The organism is Huintestinicola sp., assembly GCF_050874005.1.
GTDB lineage: Bacteria > Bacillota > Clostridia > Oscillospirales > Ruminococcaceae > Huintestinicola.
Genome location: NZ_JBNMJV010000051.1, coordinates 1 through 15,143 on the forward strand (window position 1 = coordinate 1; position 15,143 = coordinate 15,143).

The 15,143-nt window shown below is 49.0% G+C and carries 9 protein-coding genes; all 9 read right to left on the reverse strand.

Features of this window, described 5'->3' with window-relative positions; translation table 11 throughout:
- The coding region (locus ACR0QN_RS12515) for a GTP-binding protein (RefSeq protein ID WP_432651553.1) at nucleotides 1–396 on the reverse strand (396 nt) is incomplete at its 3' end.
- Nucleotides 397–516: 120 nt separating this feature from the next.
- A complete protein-coding gene (gene fusA, locus ACR0QN_RS12520; protein ID WP_432651554.1) occupies nucleotides 517–2,598 on the reverse strand; it encodes an elongation factor G in 2,082 nt (693 codons plus the stop codon).
- A gap of 59 nt (nucleotides 2,599–2,657) precedes the next feature.
- Nucleotides 2,658–3,128, reverse strand: coding sequence for a 30S ribosomal protein S7 (rpsG, locus tag ACR0QN_RS12525; RefSeq protein ID WP_432651555.1), 471 nt, complete (start codon nucleotides 3,126–3,128; stop codon nucleotides 2,658–2,660).
- Between the two features lie 161 nt (nucleotides 3,129–3,289).
- Complete coding sequence (gene rpsL / locus ACR0QN_RS12530; RefSeq protein WP_432651561.1) at nucleotides 3,290–3,715, reverse strand: 30S ribosomal protein S12; 426 nt, start codon at nucleotides 3,713–3,715, stop codon at nucleotides 3,290–3,292.
- 225 nt (nucleotides 3,716–3,940) lie between these two features.
- Entirely contained in the window at nucleotides 3,941–7,831 is a 3,891-nt protein-coding gene (rpoC, locus tag ACR0QN_RS12535) for a DNA-directed RNA polymerase subunit beta' (protein ID WP_432651556.1), read from the reverse strand.
- A gap of 157 nt (nucleotides 7,832–7,988) precedes the next feature.
- Nucleotides 7,989–11,759: a DNA-directed RNA polymerase subunit beta gene (gene rpoB, locus ACR0QN_RS12540; protein ID WP_432651557.1), complete on the reverse strand. Its 3,771-nt coding sequence runs from the start codon at nucleotides 11,757–11,759 to the stop codon at nucleotides 7,989–7,991.
- 448 nt (nucleotides 11,760–12,207) lie between these two features.
- Nucleotides 12,208–12,663: a SufBD protein gene (locus ACR0QN_RS12545; RefSeq protein WP_432651558.1), complete on the reverse strand. Its 456-nt coding sequence runs from the start codon at nucleotides 12,661–12,663 to the stop codon at nucleotides 12,208–12,210.
- Nucleotides 12,664–12,711: 48 nt separating this feature from the next.
- On the reverse strand, nucleotides 12,712–13,173 hold the full coding sequence (locus ACR0QN_RS12550) for a hypothetical protein (protein WP_432651559.1): 462 nt from the start codon (nucleotides 13,171–13,173) through the stop codon (nucleotides 12,712–12,714).
- Nucleotides 13,174–13,189: 16 nt separating this feature from the next.
- Nucleotides 13,190–14,716 carry a YifB family Mg chelatase-like AAA ATPase gene (locus tag ACR0QN_RS12555; protein ID WP_432651560.1) on the reverse strand — a complete coding sequence of 509 codons (1,527 nt, stop codon included), beginning with the start codon at nucleotides 14,714–14,716 and terminating at the stop codon, nucleotides 13,190–13,192.
- Between the last annotated feature and the right edge of the window lie 427 nt (nucleotides 14,717–15,143).

Genomic DNA, 15,143 nt, shown 5'->3' on the forward strand with positions numbered 1-15,143 from the left:
AACGATGTAGGGAACGCCAACCTGACGAGCGAGAAGAAGGTGCTCCTTAGTCTGAGCCATAGGACCATCTGTAGAAGCAACAACGAGGATAGCGCCGTCCATCTGAGCAGCACCGGTGATCATGTTCTTAACATAGTCAGCGTGGCCCGGGCAGTCAACGTGAGCGTAGTGACGAGTGTCAGTCTCATACTCAACGTGAGCGGTGTTGATTGTGATACCTCTCTCTCTCTCCTCGGGAGCCTTGTCGATATCAGCGTAGCCTTCGAACTGAGCCTGACCCTTGAGGGAAAGATACTTTGTAATAGCAGCGGTAAGAGTAGTCTTGCCGTGGTCAACGTGACCGATGGTACCAATGTTTACGTGGGGTTTTGTTCTTTCGAAATGTGCCTTTGCCATTGGAAAATTTCCTCCTTTAATTTAGGTTAAAAAAAGCTTATGCTATCATTTTAACAGATTTGCAAATGAATTGCAAGCCTTTTTTGTAAATTTTCGTAAAATATTACAATTTTGCAAAACTTAGTTTGCCTTGTTTCTTGCAGACATGATCTTTTCTGCAACGGATCTGGGAACCTCGGTGTAGCTGTCGGGCTCCATAGAATACTGGCCACGTCCCTGAGTCTTGGAACGGAGGTCGTTGGAGTAACCGAACATTTCGGACAGAGGAACAAGAGCGTCAACCTGAGCGGTGCCGTTGTTTGTCTCCTGACCGAGGATCTGACCACGACGGGAGTTAAGGTCACCGATAACAGTTCCCATAAAGTCGTCGGGAACGATAGCGGATACCTTCATAATAGGCTCGAGAATGCAGGGATCAGCCTTCTTCATAGCCTCCTTGAACGCCATAGAACCGGCGATGGAGAATGCCATTTCGGAGGAGTCGACCTCGTGGTAGGAGCCGTCGTAAAGAGTAACCTTTACGTCAACGACCTGATAGCCTGCGAGAACGCCTGCCTTCATAGCGCCCTGAATACCCTTGTCAACAGCGGGAATGTATTCCTTGGGAATAGCACCGCCGACAACGGCATTGATAAACTCGTAACCCTTACCGGACTCGTTGGGCTCAACCTTGATCTTAACGTGACCGTACTGACCCTTACCGCCGGACTGACGAGCATACTTGTGATCAACATCAGCAAGCTTCTTGATAGTTTCCTTGTAAGCAACCTGAGGCGCACCAACGTTTGCCTCTACCTTAAACTCTCTGAGGAGACGGTCAACGATGATATCGAGGTGAAGCTCACCCATACCTGCAATGATTGTCTGACCGGTTTCCTCGTCTGTCCAGGTCCTGAAGGTGGGGTCTTCCTCGGCAAGCTTTGCAAGACCGATACCCATCTTCTCCTGACCTGCCTTAGTCTTAGGCTCGATAGCGAGCTGGATAACAGGCTCAGGGAATTCCATAGACTCGAGTATAATGGGGTGCTTGGGATCGCAGAGAGTATCGCCTGTGGTGGTGTTCTTGAGACCTACACAAGCTGCGATATCGCCCGAATAAACGGTTTCGATATCCTTTCTGTGATTGGAGTGCATCTGAAGGATACGACCCATTCTTTCGGAGCCGTCCTTAGTTGCATTAAGAACAGTAGCGCCTGCGTCAACAGTACCGGAGTAAACTCTGAAATAGCAGAGCTTTCCAACAAAGGGGTCTGTTGCGATCTTGAATGCCAGAGCAGAAAAAGGCTCTGAATCGGAAGCAGGTCTTTCTTCTTCCTCGCCTGTCTCGGGGTTAACGCCCTTGATAGCGGGGATATCGAGAGGAGAGGGCATATAGTCAACAATAGCATCAAGAAGCTTCTGAACGCCCTTGTTTCTGTAAGAGGTGCCGCAGGTAACGGGAACAAGCTTGTTTTCGATGCAGCCCTTGCGGATGCACTTCTTGATCTCCTCAACCGTAAGCTCCTCGCCCTCGAGGTATTTTTCCATGATCTCGTCGTCCATCTCGGCAGCAGCTTCAACCATCTGGTCGTGATACTTCTGAGCAAGCTCCATCATATCTTCGGGAATAGGCTCGTCTCTCATATCCTTGCCCAGATCGTCGTAGTAAACCTCTGCCTTCATCTCAACGAGGTCGATAAGTCCCTTAAAGTCATCCTCGGAACCGATAGGAAGCTGAATGGGCACTGCGTTACACTTAAGACGTTCGTGCATCATATCTACAACGTGGTAGAAGTTTGCACCCATAATGTCCATCTTGTTAACGTAAGCCATTCTGGGGACCTGATATTTATCAGCCTGACGCCAAACGGTCTCAGACTGGGGCTCAACGCCGCCCTTTGCACAGAAAACTGTTACAGAACCGTCAAGAACTCGAAGCGAACGCTCAACCTCAACTGTAAAGTCAACGTGGCCCGGGGTGTCGATAATATTGATTCTGTGGTCTCCCCAGTGCGCTGTGGTAGCAGCGGAAGTGATGGTGATACCTCTTTCCTTCTCCTGCTCCATCCAGTCCATCGTAGAAGCACCCTCGTGAGTCTCACCTATCTTGTAGTTGACACCCGTATAGAAAAGGATACGCTCGGTGGTGGTGGTTTTACCGGCGTCGATGTGAGCCATGATACCAATATTTCTTGTTTTTTCAAGTGAACAATCTCTTGGCATAGCTTTTCCTCCAAAATTTAGCTGCGTTTATAACGTACTGCTTCGGCTTTAAGGCTCTGTTACCATCTGTAGTGAGCAAATGCCTTGTTAGCTTCAGCCATCTTGTGAGTATCCTCACGCTTCTTGCAAGCGCCGCCCAGTCCGTTCATAGCGTCCATGATCTCGGCTGCGAGTCTTTCCTTCATAGTCTTCTCGTTTCTTGCTCTTGCGTAAGTAGTAAGCCATCTGAGTCCAAGAGTCTGCTTTCTCTCGGGTCTAACCTCCATAGGAACCTGGTAGGTAGCACCGCCCACACGGCGAGCCTTTACCTCCAGGAGAGGCATGATGTTTTCCATAGCCTCGTTGAACGCCTCAAGTGCGTCCTTTCCTGTCTTTTCAGCAACAATTTCAAAAGCTCCGTAAACGATCTTCTGAGCAACGCCCTTCTTACCGTCGAGCATTATATTGTTGACAAGGCGGGTAACGATCTCTGAATTGTAAACGGGGTCACAAAGAACCTCACGCTTAGCTATTTTACCTCTTCTTGGCACAATACTTCCCTCCTTCATAGTAATGATATCATAGGTACTCGTTTCTTCCACGACACGTCGTCCAATGCAGAGGTCCATCTATATAAAAATGAATTCTCCACAATTATAAATCAATCGCTGTGTGGTTTCATCTGAGTCTACTTAAAAATTTTGCAGTGAACTTACTTAGCAGCTCCTGCCTTGGGCTTCTTGGCACCGTACTTGGAACGAGCCTGGTTTCTCTTAGCAACACCCTGAGCGTCGAGAGTACCTCTGATGATGTGATAACGCACACCGGGGAGGTCCTTAACTCTTCCGCCTCTGATGAGAACAACAGAGTGCTCCTGAAGGTTGTGTCCGATACCGGGAATGTAAGCTGTAACTTCGTTGCCGTTTGTGAGCTTAACTCTGGCGATCTTTCTCATAGCGGAGTTAGGCTTCTTAGGTGTAGCGGTTCTTACAGCGGTGCAAACGCCTCTCTTCTGAGGTGAGCTGAGGTCGATAGCGATCTTCTTCTTGGCATTGTAGCCCTTCTGAAGAGCGGGAGCTGTGGACTTCTTCTCAATAACGTCTCTTCCCTTGCGAACTAACTGGTTAAAGGTAGGCATTGATACATCTCCTTTCATAGATTTCCGTGCTTGGTACAAATTTATACCATCACACATTTTATTATTATACACGCATTTTCCCCGCTTGTCAAGCATTTTATACAAATTCCGAAGCTAAAATTTGTTTTTGTCGCTTTTTACAACCTGAGTGGGCTGCAAATCCTATCAAATAGGTCATTTTAACAAACAAGGCAGTCCGTTTCGGGACTGCCCTGAGTAATATTTTTAGTGAAGCACGGTATGCTCGGGAGCTGTCTCTGTCTTGACGAGCTGAACGTTGTTGTAAACGTCCATACCTGTACCTGCAGGGATAAGCTTACCGATAATAACGTTCTCCTTGAGTCCGAGAAGGTGGTCGCTCTTGCCCTTGATAGCAGCGTCCGTAAGAGCCCTTGTGGTCTCCTGGAAGGAAGCTGCGGACAGGAAGCTGTCAGAGTTGGAGGAAGCCTTTGTGATACCCTGGATAATGGGCTTGAAGGTGATAAGTCTGATATCCTCCTCGCCTGCTTCCATTCTCGCCTTGAGCTTCTGGTTTTCCTCGAATATCTCCTTGCGGTCAGCCACAGCTCCGGGGAGCATAAATGTGGAGCCGCCGTCCTCGATACGAACCTTTTTGAGCATCTGACGAACAATAACTTCGATGTGCTTGTCGTTGATATCAACACCCTGGAGACGGTAAACCTTCTGTACCTCGGTGATGATGTAGTTCTGAACAGCCTGCTGACCAAGTATCTCAAGGATATCTCCGGGATTGATGGAGCCTTCTGTAAGAGCGTCGCCCTTGTTAACGGTATCGCCCTCATGGACCTTGATCTTGTAGCCGTAAGGAACGGGATAATATTCCTCATCGCCTGTCTCGGGGTCGGTGATGATAACGTTTCTGGTGTTCTTTATCTCGGTCATACTTACCTTGCCGCCGAAACGAGCGATGATAGCGGCATTCTTTGGACGTCTGCTCTCGAACAGCTCCTCGACACGGGGAAGACCCTGTGTGATATCCTCGGCAGATGCGATACCGCCCGTATGGAAGGTTCTCATCGTAAGCTGAGTACCCGGCTCACCGATGGACTGAGCAGCGATTACGCCGACAGCCTCACCGACAGCAACAAGGTTGTTGTTGGACATATTAGCGCCGTAGCACTTAGCGCAAACGCCGTGCTTAGCGTGGCAGTTAAGAACGGAGCGTATCTTGACTCTCTCAATGCCTGCGTCAACGATCTTCTTGGCGTCAGCATCGGTAATGAGCTTGTTCTTGCTGATAATGAGATTTCCCGTTGCGGGATCGTAGAGATCCTCAAGGAGATATCTGCCCAGAAGTCTTTCCTGGAGAGGCTCGATCATCTCATTGCCGTTCTTGATAGTGTAGATCTCGATACCCTCGTCTGTGCCGCAGTCCTCCTCACGGATAATAACGTCCTGAGAAACATCTACGAGACGTCTTGTAAGGTAACCGGAGTCCGCAGTACGGAGCGCCGTATCGGCAAGGCCCTTACGTGCGCCACGGGAGGAGATGAAGTATTCCAGAATGTTAAGTCCTTCACGGTAGTTAGCTCTGATAGGCATCTCGATGGTAGAACCGGAGGTATTGGCGATAAGTCCTCTCATACCGGCCAGCTGACGGATCTGGTTGATAGAACCACGGGCACCGGAGTCCGCCATCATAAAGATGGGATTGTACTTGTCAAGACCGTTCTGCAGAGCCTTGGTAACATCGTCTGTAGCGCCGTTCCAGATCTGAATGAAGCGCTTGGACTTTTCGGCAGCGGAGATAAATCCTCTGCGGTACATAGCGTTTATCTTCTCGACCTGCTTGTCGGCAGCCTCGAGGATAGCAGCCTTTTCCTTAGGAATTTCAGCGTCGCAAACAGCAACGGTGATGGCAGCCTTAGTGGAGTATTTAAATCCGAGAGCCTTAACTCTGTCAAGCACCTCGGAAGTAGTGGTAGTGCCGTGAGTCTTGATACATCTTTCGATGATGTCCGAAAGCTGCTTCTTCTTAACCAGGAAGTCTATCTCAAGGTCAAACTGCTTTTCGGAATTTGTTCTGTCAACATAACCCAGATCCTGAGGGATATTCTCATTGAAGATAAGACGTCCCACAGTACACTCGATTATCTTGGAAACTCTTCTGTCGCCGATATCCTTGGAGATACGGACCTTAATTGCAGCGTGAAGGCTGACAACGCCCTCCTGATAAGCCATAAGAGCCTCGTTAACATCTCTGAATACCTTGCCTTCGCCCTTTTCTCCCTCTTTCTTCATAGTGAGGTAGTAGGAACCGAGCACCATATCCTGAGAAGGAACGGCAACAGGACGTCCGTCGGAAGGCTTTAACAGGTTGTTTGCAGCCAGCATCAGGAAGCGTGCCTCAGTCTGAGCCTCGGCGGAAAGAGGAAGATGAACAGCCATCTGGTCACCATCAAAGTCGGCGTTAAATGCTGTACATACCAGAGGGTGAAGCTTGATAGCACGACCCTCAACAAGGATAGGCTCGAATGCCTGGATACCAAGTCTGTGAAGTGTAGGCGCACGGTTCAGAAGAACGGGGTGAGACTTGATAACATTTTCCAGTGCATCCCATACATCATTCTCCGCACGGTCGACCTTCTTGCGGGCGGACTTTATATTAGTGGACTTGCCTGTGTCCACAAGGCGCTTCATAACAAAGGGCTTGAAAAGCTCAAGAGCCATCTCCTTGGGGAGACCGCACTGATACATTTTCAGCTCAGGACCTACAACGATAACCGAACGTCCCGAATAGTCAACACGCTTACCCAGCAGGTTCTGACGGAAACGTCCCTGCTTACCTTTAAGCATATCAGAAAGGGACTTGAGCGCTCTGTTGTTGGGGCCTGTAACGGGTCTGCCGTGGCGGCCGTTGTCGATAAGAGCGTCCACAGCCTCCTGGAGCATTCTCTTCTCGTTTCTGATGATGATGTCGGGCGCTTCAAGCTCCAGCATCTTCTTGAGACGGTTGTTTCTGTTGATAACACGTCTGTAAAGGTCGTTAAGGTCGGAGGTAGCATATCTGCCGCCGTCCAGCATAACCATAGGACGGATATCGGGAGGGATAACGGGAACAACATTAAGGACCATCCACTCGGGCTTGTTCTTTGAAAGCCTGAAAGACTCGATTATCTCAAGTCTCTTGAGAAGCTTTATGCGCTTCTGACCTGAGGGGAGGTCTTTGAGCTCGTTTTTAAGCTCCTCTGACACCCATTCAAGGCAGTTTACCCACTTAGACTTGTCGGCGATCTCGTCAAACTCGCCGTTTGCGTTAGCAGCCTCGATCTTCTCGTCAAAGAGCTGCTCGATATACTTGGAGCCGTAAATGACCTTGATGGACTTGCCCGACTTCTTTTCTTCCTCGAAGCGGTTGTATCTCATCACGTCATAGTTGTACTCCGCACGTGTGATCTTCTGACCGACGGAATAATTCTCGTTCTCGCCGTTATCGGTGATAACGAGGATACGCTTTGCGATCATATCCCTGATCTCGTCCTCGGAAAGACCTGTGAGAGCAGAGAATTTGTCGATATATTTAATGATATACTGATTATATCTTTCGGGGTCGTATTCCTCGAGAAGCTCCTGGATAGCCTCAGCGCCCATAGCAGCATAGAAGCCGTCCTCATACTTCTCAACGTTGTCGGCATAATCCTTTTCGGAAAGGAGGTCTTTCTTTGTAAGACCTGTGTTTCCCGGATCAACGATAATATATTTTGTAAAGTACAGCACTTCCTCGAGACGCTTCTGAGGTATCTCCAGCACCTGACCTATTCTTGAGGGAGTTCCCTTGAAATACCAGATGTGAGAAACAGGAGCGGCAAGCTCGATGTGACCCATACGCTCACGTCTTACCTTGGCACGGGTAACTTCAACGCCGCAGCGTTCGCAGACCTTGCCCTTGAAGCGTATCTTCTTGTACTTTCCGCAGTGGCACTCCCAGTCCTTAGTCGGACCAAAGATCCTTTCGCAGAAAAGACCGTCTCTTTCGGGCTTCTGTGTTCTGTAGTTGATGGTTTCGGGCTTTTCAACAATGCCGTGAGACCAGCTTCTGATTTTGTCGGGGGAAGCGAGACCAATTTTTATAGACTCAAAAGTGTTCTGTTCCAATAGCTTACACTCCTTAAATCAAGTAGAGTAAATGCCCGTACTGCAAGCTGTGATCCCTGCAAAGGGCATATGAACGGCGAAGGATAATGCCTGCCGCCGTTTTAAAAAGCGGCAGGCAGAAATATGCGCAGCTGCCGGATCGGCAGTAAAACTTAGTTTAGATCAGGTCGTCGTCAAAATCGTCTGAGCCGAAATCGGCATCGTCGTCGCCCACATCATCGTAATCGTCGGGATCGGAGCTTCCGAAATCATCGTCCTCGCCGTCCTCGAGAGAGAAGCCTTCATCAAGGTCGCCCTCGTCGAAATCATCGGCGTCTGAAACAGGAGGCGGAATAACATCGTCATCGTCCTCGAAGGTAGCCTTGAGGTCGATCTCCTGATTATTTTCGTCAAGGACCTGAATATCGAGACAGAGTGACTGGAATTCCTTGATAACAACCTTGAACGCCTCGGGGATACCGGGCTTGGGAACGTTCTGACCCTTAACGATAGCCTCGTAGGTCTTTACACGTCCTACAGTATCGTCGGACTTCACAGTAAGGATCTCCTGGAGAGTATAAGCAGCACCGTAAGCCTCGAGAGCCCAGACTTCCATCTCGCCGAAACGCTGACCGCCGAACTGAGCCTTACCGCCCAGAGGCTGCTGAGTAACCAGCGAGTAAGGGCCAACCGAACGTGCGTGGATCTTATCGTCAACCAGGTGGTGGAGCTTCAGGTAGTACATTATACCAACAGTAACTCTGTTGTCAAAGGGCTCGCCTGTACGTCCGTCTCTGAGAACTATCTTGCCGTCCTCGTCCATACCTGCTTCCTTGAAGCATTCACGGATATCCTCCTCGTGAGCGCCGTCGAATACGGGGGTCATTACCTTCCAGCCAAGCTTCTTGGCAGCCATACCGAGATGAACTTCCAGAACCTGACCGATGTTCATACGTGAAGGAACGCCCAGAGGGTTAAGAACGATATCCAGAGGAGTTCCGTCGGGAAGGAAGGGCATATCCTCGGATTTAAGGATACGTGAAACGACACCCTTGTTACCGTGACGGCCGGCCATCTTGTCGCCCACGGAGATCTTTCTCTTCTGAGCGATGTAGCAGCGTACCAGCTTGTTAACTCCGGGAGAAAGCTCGTCACAGTTCTCACGGGTGAATATCTTAACATCAACAACAACGCCCGACTCGCCGTGAGGCACCTTGAGGGAGTTGTCTCTTACTTCCTTAGCCTTTTCGCCGAAAATAGCTCTGAGGAGTCTTTCCTCGGCAGTAAGCTCTGTCTCGCCCTTAGGAGTAACCTTTCCGACCAGGATATCGCCTGCTCTTACCTCAGCGCCTATGCGGATGATTCCTCTGTCGTCAAGATCCTTGAGAGCGTCCTCGCCCACGTTGGGGATATCTCTTGTAATGGTCTCGGCACCGAGCTTGGTGTCTCTTTCCTCGATCTCGTATTCCTCAATGTGGATAGAGGTGTATATATCCTCACGGACAACACGCTCGTTAAGAAGAACGGCGTCCTCGTAGTTGTAACCTTCCCAGGTCATAAAGCCGATAAGAGCATTCTTACCGATAGCAAGCTCACCGTTGCTTGTAGCGGGACCGTCAGCCAGCACCTGTCCAACGTGGACTTCCTCGCCCTTTGAAACGATGGGACGCTGATTAACGCAGGTGCCCTGGTTGGAGCGCTTGAACTTGATAAGCTTGTAGGAATGGGTAGCACCCGTTCCCTCCTTGATAACGACCTCGTCAGCGCTTACACGCTCAACAACGCCGTCGTGCTTGGAAACAACGCATACGCCCGAGTCAACGGCAGCCTTGTACTCCATACCCGTACCAACGATAGGAGCCTCAGTCTTGAGAAGAGGCACAGCCTGACGCTGCATATTCGCACCCATAAGAGCACGGTTAGCGTCATCGTTCTCAAGGAAGGGTATCATAGCCGTAGCGATGGAAACCACCATCTTAGGCGAAACGTCCATATAGTCGACTCTTTCCCTCTCGCACTCGAGGATCTGGTCTCTGTAACGGGCGTTAACTCTGGGACGTGCAAATTTTCCGTCCTCTGTAAGAGGCTCATTTGCCTGAGCAATGGTGTAATTATCCTCAACATCGGCAGTCATATAGACAACCTCGTCGGTAACAACGCCTGTTGCCTTGTCCACCTTTCTGTAAGGAGCCTCGATAAAGCCGTACTCGTTTATTCTCGCAAAGGAAGCAAGATAAGATATAAGTCCGATGTTAGGTCCTTCAGGGGTCTCGATAGGACACATTCTTCCGTAGTGGGAGTAGTGAACGTCACGAACCTCAAATCCTGCACGGTCACGGGAAAGACCGCCGGGACCCAGAGCGGAAAGACGCCTCTTGTGAGTAAGCTCGGCAAGGGGGTTGTTCTGGTCCATAAACTGAGACAGAGGCGAGGAGCCAAAGAACTCCTTGATAGCCGCAGTAATGGGACGGATATTTATAAGGCTCTGGGGAGTGATGGTCTCAGCTTCCTGAGCCTGAGTGTTCATTCTCTCTCTGATGCTGCGCTCCATACGAGCAAAGCCGATCCTGAACTGATTCTGGAGCAGCTCGCCTACGGAACGGATACGTCTGTTGCCAAGGTGGTCGATATCGTCCACAGTGCCGACGCCCTCGCAGAGATTGATAAAGTAGCTGATGGTAGCAAAAATGTCATCAAGAGTAATGTGCTTGGGTACAAGCTCGTCAGCACGCTTCTTGATCATTTCCTCAAGCTCGTCATTGTCCGCAGCAGTATCGAGAATATCTCTCAGCACCTTGTAGGAAACAAGCTCGTTAATGCCGCAGGCAGCAGCGTCAATGTCAACATAGCCCTTGATATCGACCATACCGTTGCCGATGACCTTGACTTCCTTTTCCTCAACGTGGCTCTGAGTCTCGCCCTGAGCGGTGGTAACAGTCTCCTTGTGCTCGACCTTGAGCCAGGCCTCCATAACGCCTGCCTGCTCGATCTCCTTGGCTCTGTCGTAGGAGATAAGCTCGCCCTCGTCAGCCATTATTTCGCCTGTAGCGGGATTAGCAATAGGTCTTGAAAGATAATGACCTGCAAGACGGGAAGCGATACCCAGCTTCTTGTTGTATTTGTATCTTCCGAAGCGGGAGAGATCGTATCTCTTAGCGTCGAAGAAGAGCATATTGATGTGGGAAATAGCGCTGTCCACCGTAGGAGGCTCGCCGGGACGGAGCTTCTTGTATATCTCAAGAAGAGCTTCTTCGGTAGTATTTATGTTGGAGTCCTTTTCAAGGATAGTCTGGCTGAGGATAACGCTGGGACCGAACATATCGTCGATCTCCTGATTGGTGCCGCAGCCGAGAGCTCTTATAAATGTGGTAAGAGGAATTTTTCTGTTCTTGTCGATCCTTACATAGGCAACATCGGAGGAATCCATCTCATATTCCAGCCAGGCACCTCTGTTGGGGATAACGGTAGCCTTGAACAGATCCTTACCTGTCTTGTCCTTTTCAAAAGCATAATAAACGCCCGGTGAACGAACGAGCTGAGAAACGATAACTCGCTCCGCACCGTTTATAACGAAGGTTCCGCTCTCAGTCATTAGAGGGAAATCGCCCATATAAACTTCATTTTCCTTAACGTCGCCGGTCTCCTTGTTCCAGAGAGTAGCCTTTACTCTGAGCGGAGCTGCATAGGTAGCGTCTCTTTCCTTGCACTCTTCGACCGAATACTTAGGGGTCTCGTCGAGATGATAATCGACGAAATTAAGCACCAGATTGCCGTTATAATCCGTGACAGCGGCAACATCACGGAAAACCTCTTTAAGTCCCTCCTCAAGAAACCATTTGTAGGAATTTTTCTGCACTTCGATAAGATTAGGCATCTCAAGAGCTTCATTTATCTTTCCGAAGCTCATACGTGTAGTCTTACCGAGCTGCACCGGCTTTACATTCACCATAGGCGGACTCCTCCTCACTTTGTTTAGAAAAAAACATCCGGAAAAAAGCTTCCGAACAGAATGTATGCTATGCCCGAGCCTGTCATAAAACGACGATACACCGCATAAACAGAGAACTGACTGCCCCCCGTATATTATTGACAGACGCAGGGAATTTCAGGCAGCAAGTCCCGAAATTCTGCTTCAAAACCGAGTAAACATTGGTAAAACAGGCATAAGAATACATTATGATACAGTATATTATTATATAACATCTGTCCACCGTTGTCAAGGGATTTTTTCATTTTTCTCAAACTTTTACATTTTGCACAACCGATACAGTATATTTATTAACACATATGCACTATTGTACTAAAAAGCAAAAGCGCTGCGGAATAACAAACCGCAGCGCATATAACGCACATATCTTCAAATATTTCAATAAGCAGGGCATATCGCCTTCTGCATATCAGCATTTATCGGCATTTGCCAATATCCTTTCGGTTTCCGCAATGTCCTTTTCGATGAGCGGGCGCATACTGTCACTGTACTTTGACAGATCAGCCTCCCGAAGGCATAATAAGATATTTGGAATATACTGAGGCTTTGCCGTACCTACCTGTGCAAGAGCCTTAATGCATTGTCTTGCCGTGATAGGTTTTTCATCAGTTATATGCGTGAGAAAATCGGATATGACATTGTCAAAACGGTTTTCTTCGTCCCACTGAGCATTTGCCGCAAGAATATAAAGCGCACGATTTCTTACCAATGATTTCGGGTGACGAAGAAGTGCGGCAAAATCATCAAAATATTCGTACCATTCATCTGTATCCTTACTTTCCGATATGATCTTGTCGGCAAAAGCACAGGCCGCCTTGTCATCTTTGGCTGTCAGCATCGCTGTGATATTTTCTTTCATCGCCATAACACTTTGCCTCCCAAAGCATAATAAGCTTCTATTTTTTCCATTTTATCACAATAACCAATAGCTCTCACCGAAAAATTTTTCTTTCTCTATAATAAGCTCTTTAAGTTCTTCAAGCTTTCCGGTAAGCGCCTGCTTATTTTCTTCCGTATTTTCGTTCTGATAATCCGCAAACGAAGCCCATTCATCTGTACAGCTGCTGATATCATCATATAACTGCCTGCAGAATTCAAGCATACTTGTATGGGAATACTCGTGAACGATGTCTTCCTTCTCTAAAGGAAATCCGGCATCATCTTCAATAATTATATGACAGTTCCAGAAGCTCACAGCGCACAGAAATCTGTTCGGCTCAAGATTACCTCTTACGCAGAAAGGACTCAGATTTTTCAGTCCGGATATCGCCGCATCTATCCACTCAAAAGCAATATCGGTAAGATAGCTCAGTCCATATACGGAAGTGCCCTCAAGGGAGAAATCGCTCCAGCCGAACTGCGGTTTTGTAAGCATTTATATGCATCTCCTTTTACTCATTCCAATACTTCCTGTCCAAACTCCTGAACTGCACCGCCTTTGCAATATGAGGACGGTCAATTACCTCACTGCCGTCCATATCCGCAACCGTCCTGGACACCTTGAGAATCCTGTCATAAGCACGAGCGGAAAGTCCCATTTTCTCAAAAACTCCCTTGAGAAGCTCATTTGCAGACTCGGTAACGGGACATACCTCGTGAAGAATGTCGGAGGTTATCCCCGCATTGCAGATAATGTCCGTACCCTTGAACCTCTCCTGCTGAATTTCTCTCGCACGCTGTACACGTTCACGTATCGCCGCCGAGCTTTCCTCCTTGGTTTTTGAGGACAGATGGGAATACTCAACGGGAGCTACCTCAACCTGAATGTCAAATCTGTCAAGCAGCGGACCCGATATCTTGTTTATGTACGCCCTCGCCTGCTTCTGACCGCAGATGCATTTCCTTGTGGGGTGCCCGAAATATCCGCAGGGACAGGGATTCATCGCCGCCACAAGCATAAATGAGCAGGGATATGTGACCGTTCCCGAAGCTCTCGAAATAGTCACCTGCTTGTCCTCAAGGGGCTGACGGAGTATCTCAAGTGCCTGCCTTGAAAACTCGGGCAGCTCGTCAAGGAACAGTATGCCGTTGTGTGCAAGGGAAATTTCTCCGGGACGGGGAACGCCGCCGCCTCCCGAAAGCCCTGCCGCCGAAATGGTGTGGTGCGGCGACCTGAAGGGTCTTCTCACCACAAGTGGCTCCTCTCGTGAAACGATACCGCAGACCGAGTGGATATTGGTTGTCTCCACCGATTCACGGAAGGTCATTGCAGGCATAATGGTGGAAAGCCGCTTTGCAAGCATCGACTTTCCGCTGCCGGGAGGACCTATCATCAGCAGATTATGCCCACCCGCCGCCGCATATTCCATAGCCTTTTTCACAGTCTGCTGACCCTTAACGTCTGCAAAATCCACCGTATCGAACCGCTCCTCGGGCAGCACCTCGTATTTTTTCTGAGGGATAAGCACAGCCTCCCTTGAAAAATGCCCGAGAATTTCCCTGACATTCTCAACGCCGTAAACCGTCACACCCTCGGCAACGCTTGCCTCATAAGCATTTTCCGCAGGCACGAAAACCGTATCAAAGCCCTCTCTCTGGGCACAGAGAACCATAGGCAGAACGCCGTTAACGGGACGGACATCACCGTTTAAGGAAACTTCTCCGATAAAAGCCGTCCTGTCCAGATCGTCGGTTATCTCCCCCGTTGCCTTGAGGATAGACACGAAGATGGCAAGGTCGTGAACGCTTCCCGTTTTCTTGGTGTCCGCAGGAGCAAGGTTTACAATGACACGTGCAAGGGGAAATTTAAGCTCTGCACTTCTGAAAGCCGCCCTTATGCGCTCACGGCTCTCCTTAACGGCGGTGTCGCCCAGTCCCACGATGTCAAAGCAGGGTGTACCCCTGCTCACCTCGGTCTCCGCCTGCACCGCAAATGCGTTAAGCCCGAAAAGCCCCATACTATTTATCTTTGCAAACATAACTGTTCATTCCTTTCTGCGGGTGTCGGCGGGTATCTACCCGCAGCGATCTCGTTGGTGTATTTTGTAGTTTTTTCTCGTTTGTGGCTCGGTAACATTTATCAGCTCGACAAATCGTAATATATCGAGCTGTTTATTTTGTAATGATTCCTGCGGAATAGGACTTATGATAAAATCAGTTAAATTGTGGGGGATGCAAAGGGACAACCTAAGGGGAGGGGGAAAAAGAAAACCCAACAAAAATGCGGGATTTCCCCCTCCCCTTTAGGTTTTCCCTCTGCACTCTCTTTCCCTTACCTCTCCCCCTTTCCGCATTTTTACAGTTGTGCTTTGATTTCTCCGTCAAAGTTCTTTGTTTGGTTTTGTTCGGGTATTTTCACCTCGTCATTGCTTTTTTTGCGGTTCCCCATTGCCTGTTATGGGGCAT

What these genes read in the sequence shown, in the direction of transcription:
- fusA (WP_432651554.1), bottom strand. Translation starts at nt 2,598, where the DNA reads ATGCCAAGAGATTGTTCACTTGAAAAAACAAGAAATATTGGTATCATG.
- rpsL (WP_432651561.1), bottom strand. Translation starts at nt 3,715, where the DNA reads ATGCCTACCTTTAACCAGTTAGTTCGCAAGGGAAGAGACGTTATTGAG.
- rpoB (WP_432651557.1), bottom strand. Translation starts at nt 11,759, where the DNA reads ATGGTGAATGTAAAGCCGGTGCAGCTCGGTAAGACTACACGTATGAGC.
- ACR0QN_RS12545 (WP_432651558.1), bottom strand. Translation starts at nt 12,663, where the DNA reads ATGGCGATGAAAGAAAATATCACAGCGATGCTGACAGCCAAAGATGAC.
- ACR0QN_RS12550 (WP_432651559.1), bottom strand. Translation starts at nt 13,173, where the DNA reads ATGCTTACAAAACCGCAGTTCGGCTGGAGCGATTTCTCCCTTGAGGGC.
- ACR0QN_RS12555 (WP_432651560.1), bottom strand. Translation starts at nt 14,716, where the DNA reads ATGTTTGCAAAGATAAATAGTATGGGGCTTTTCGGGCTTAACGCATTT.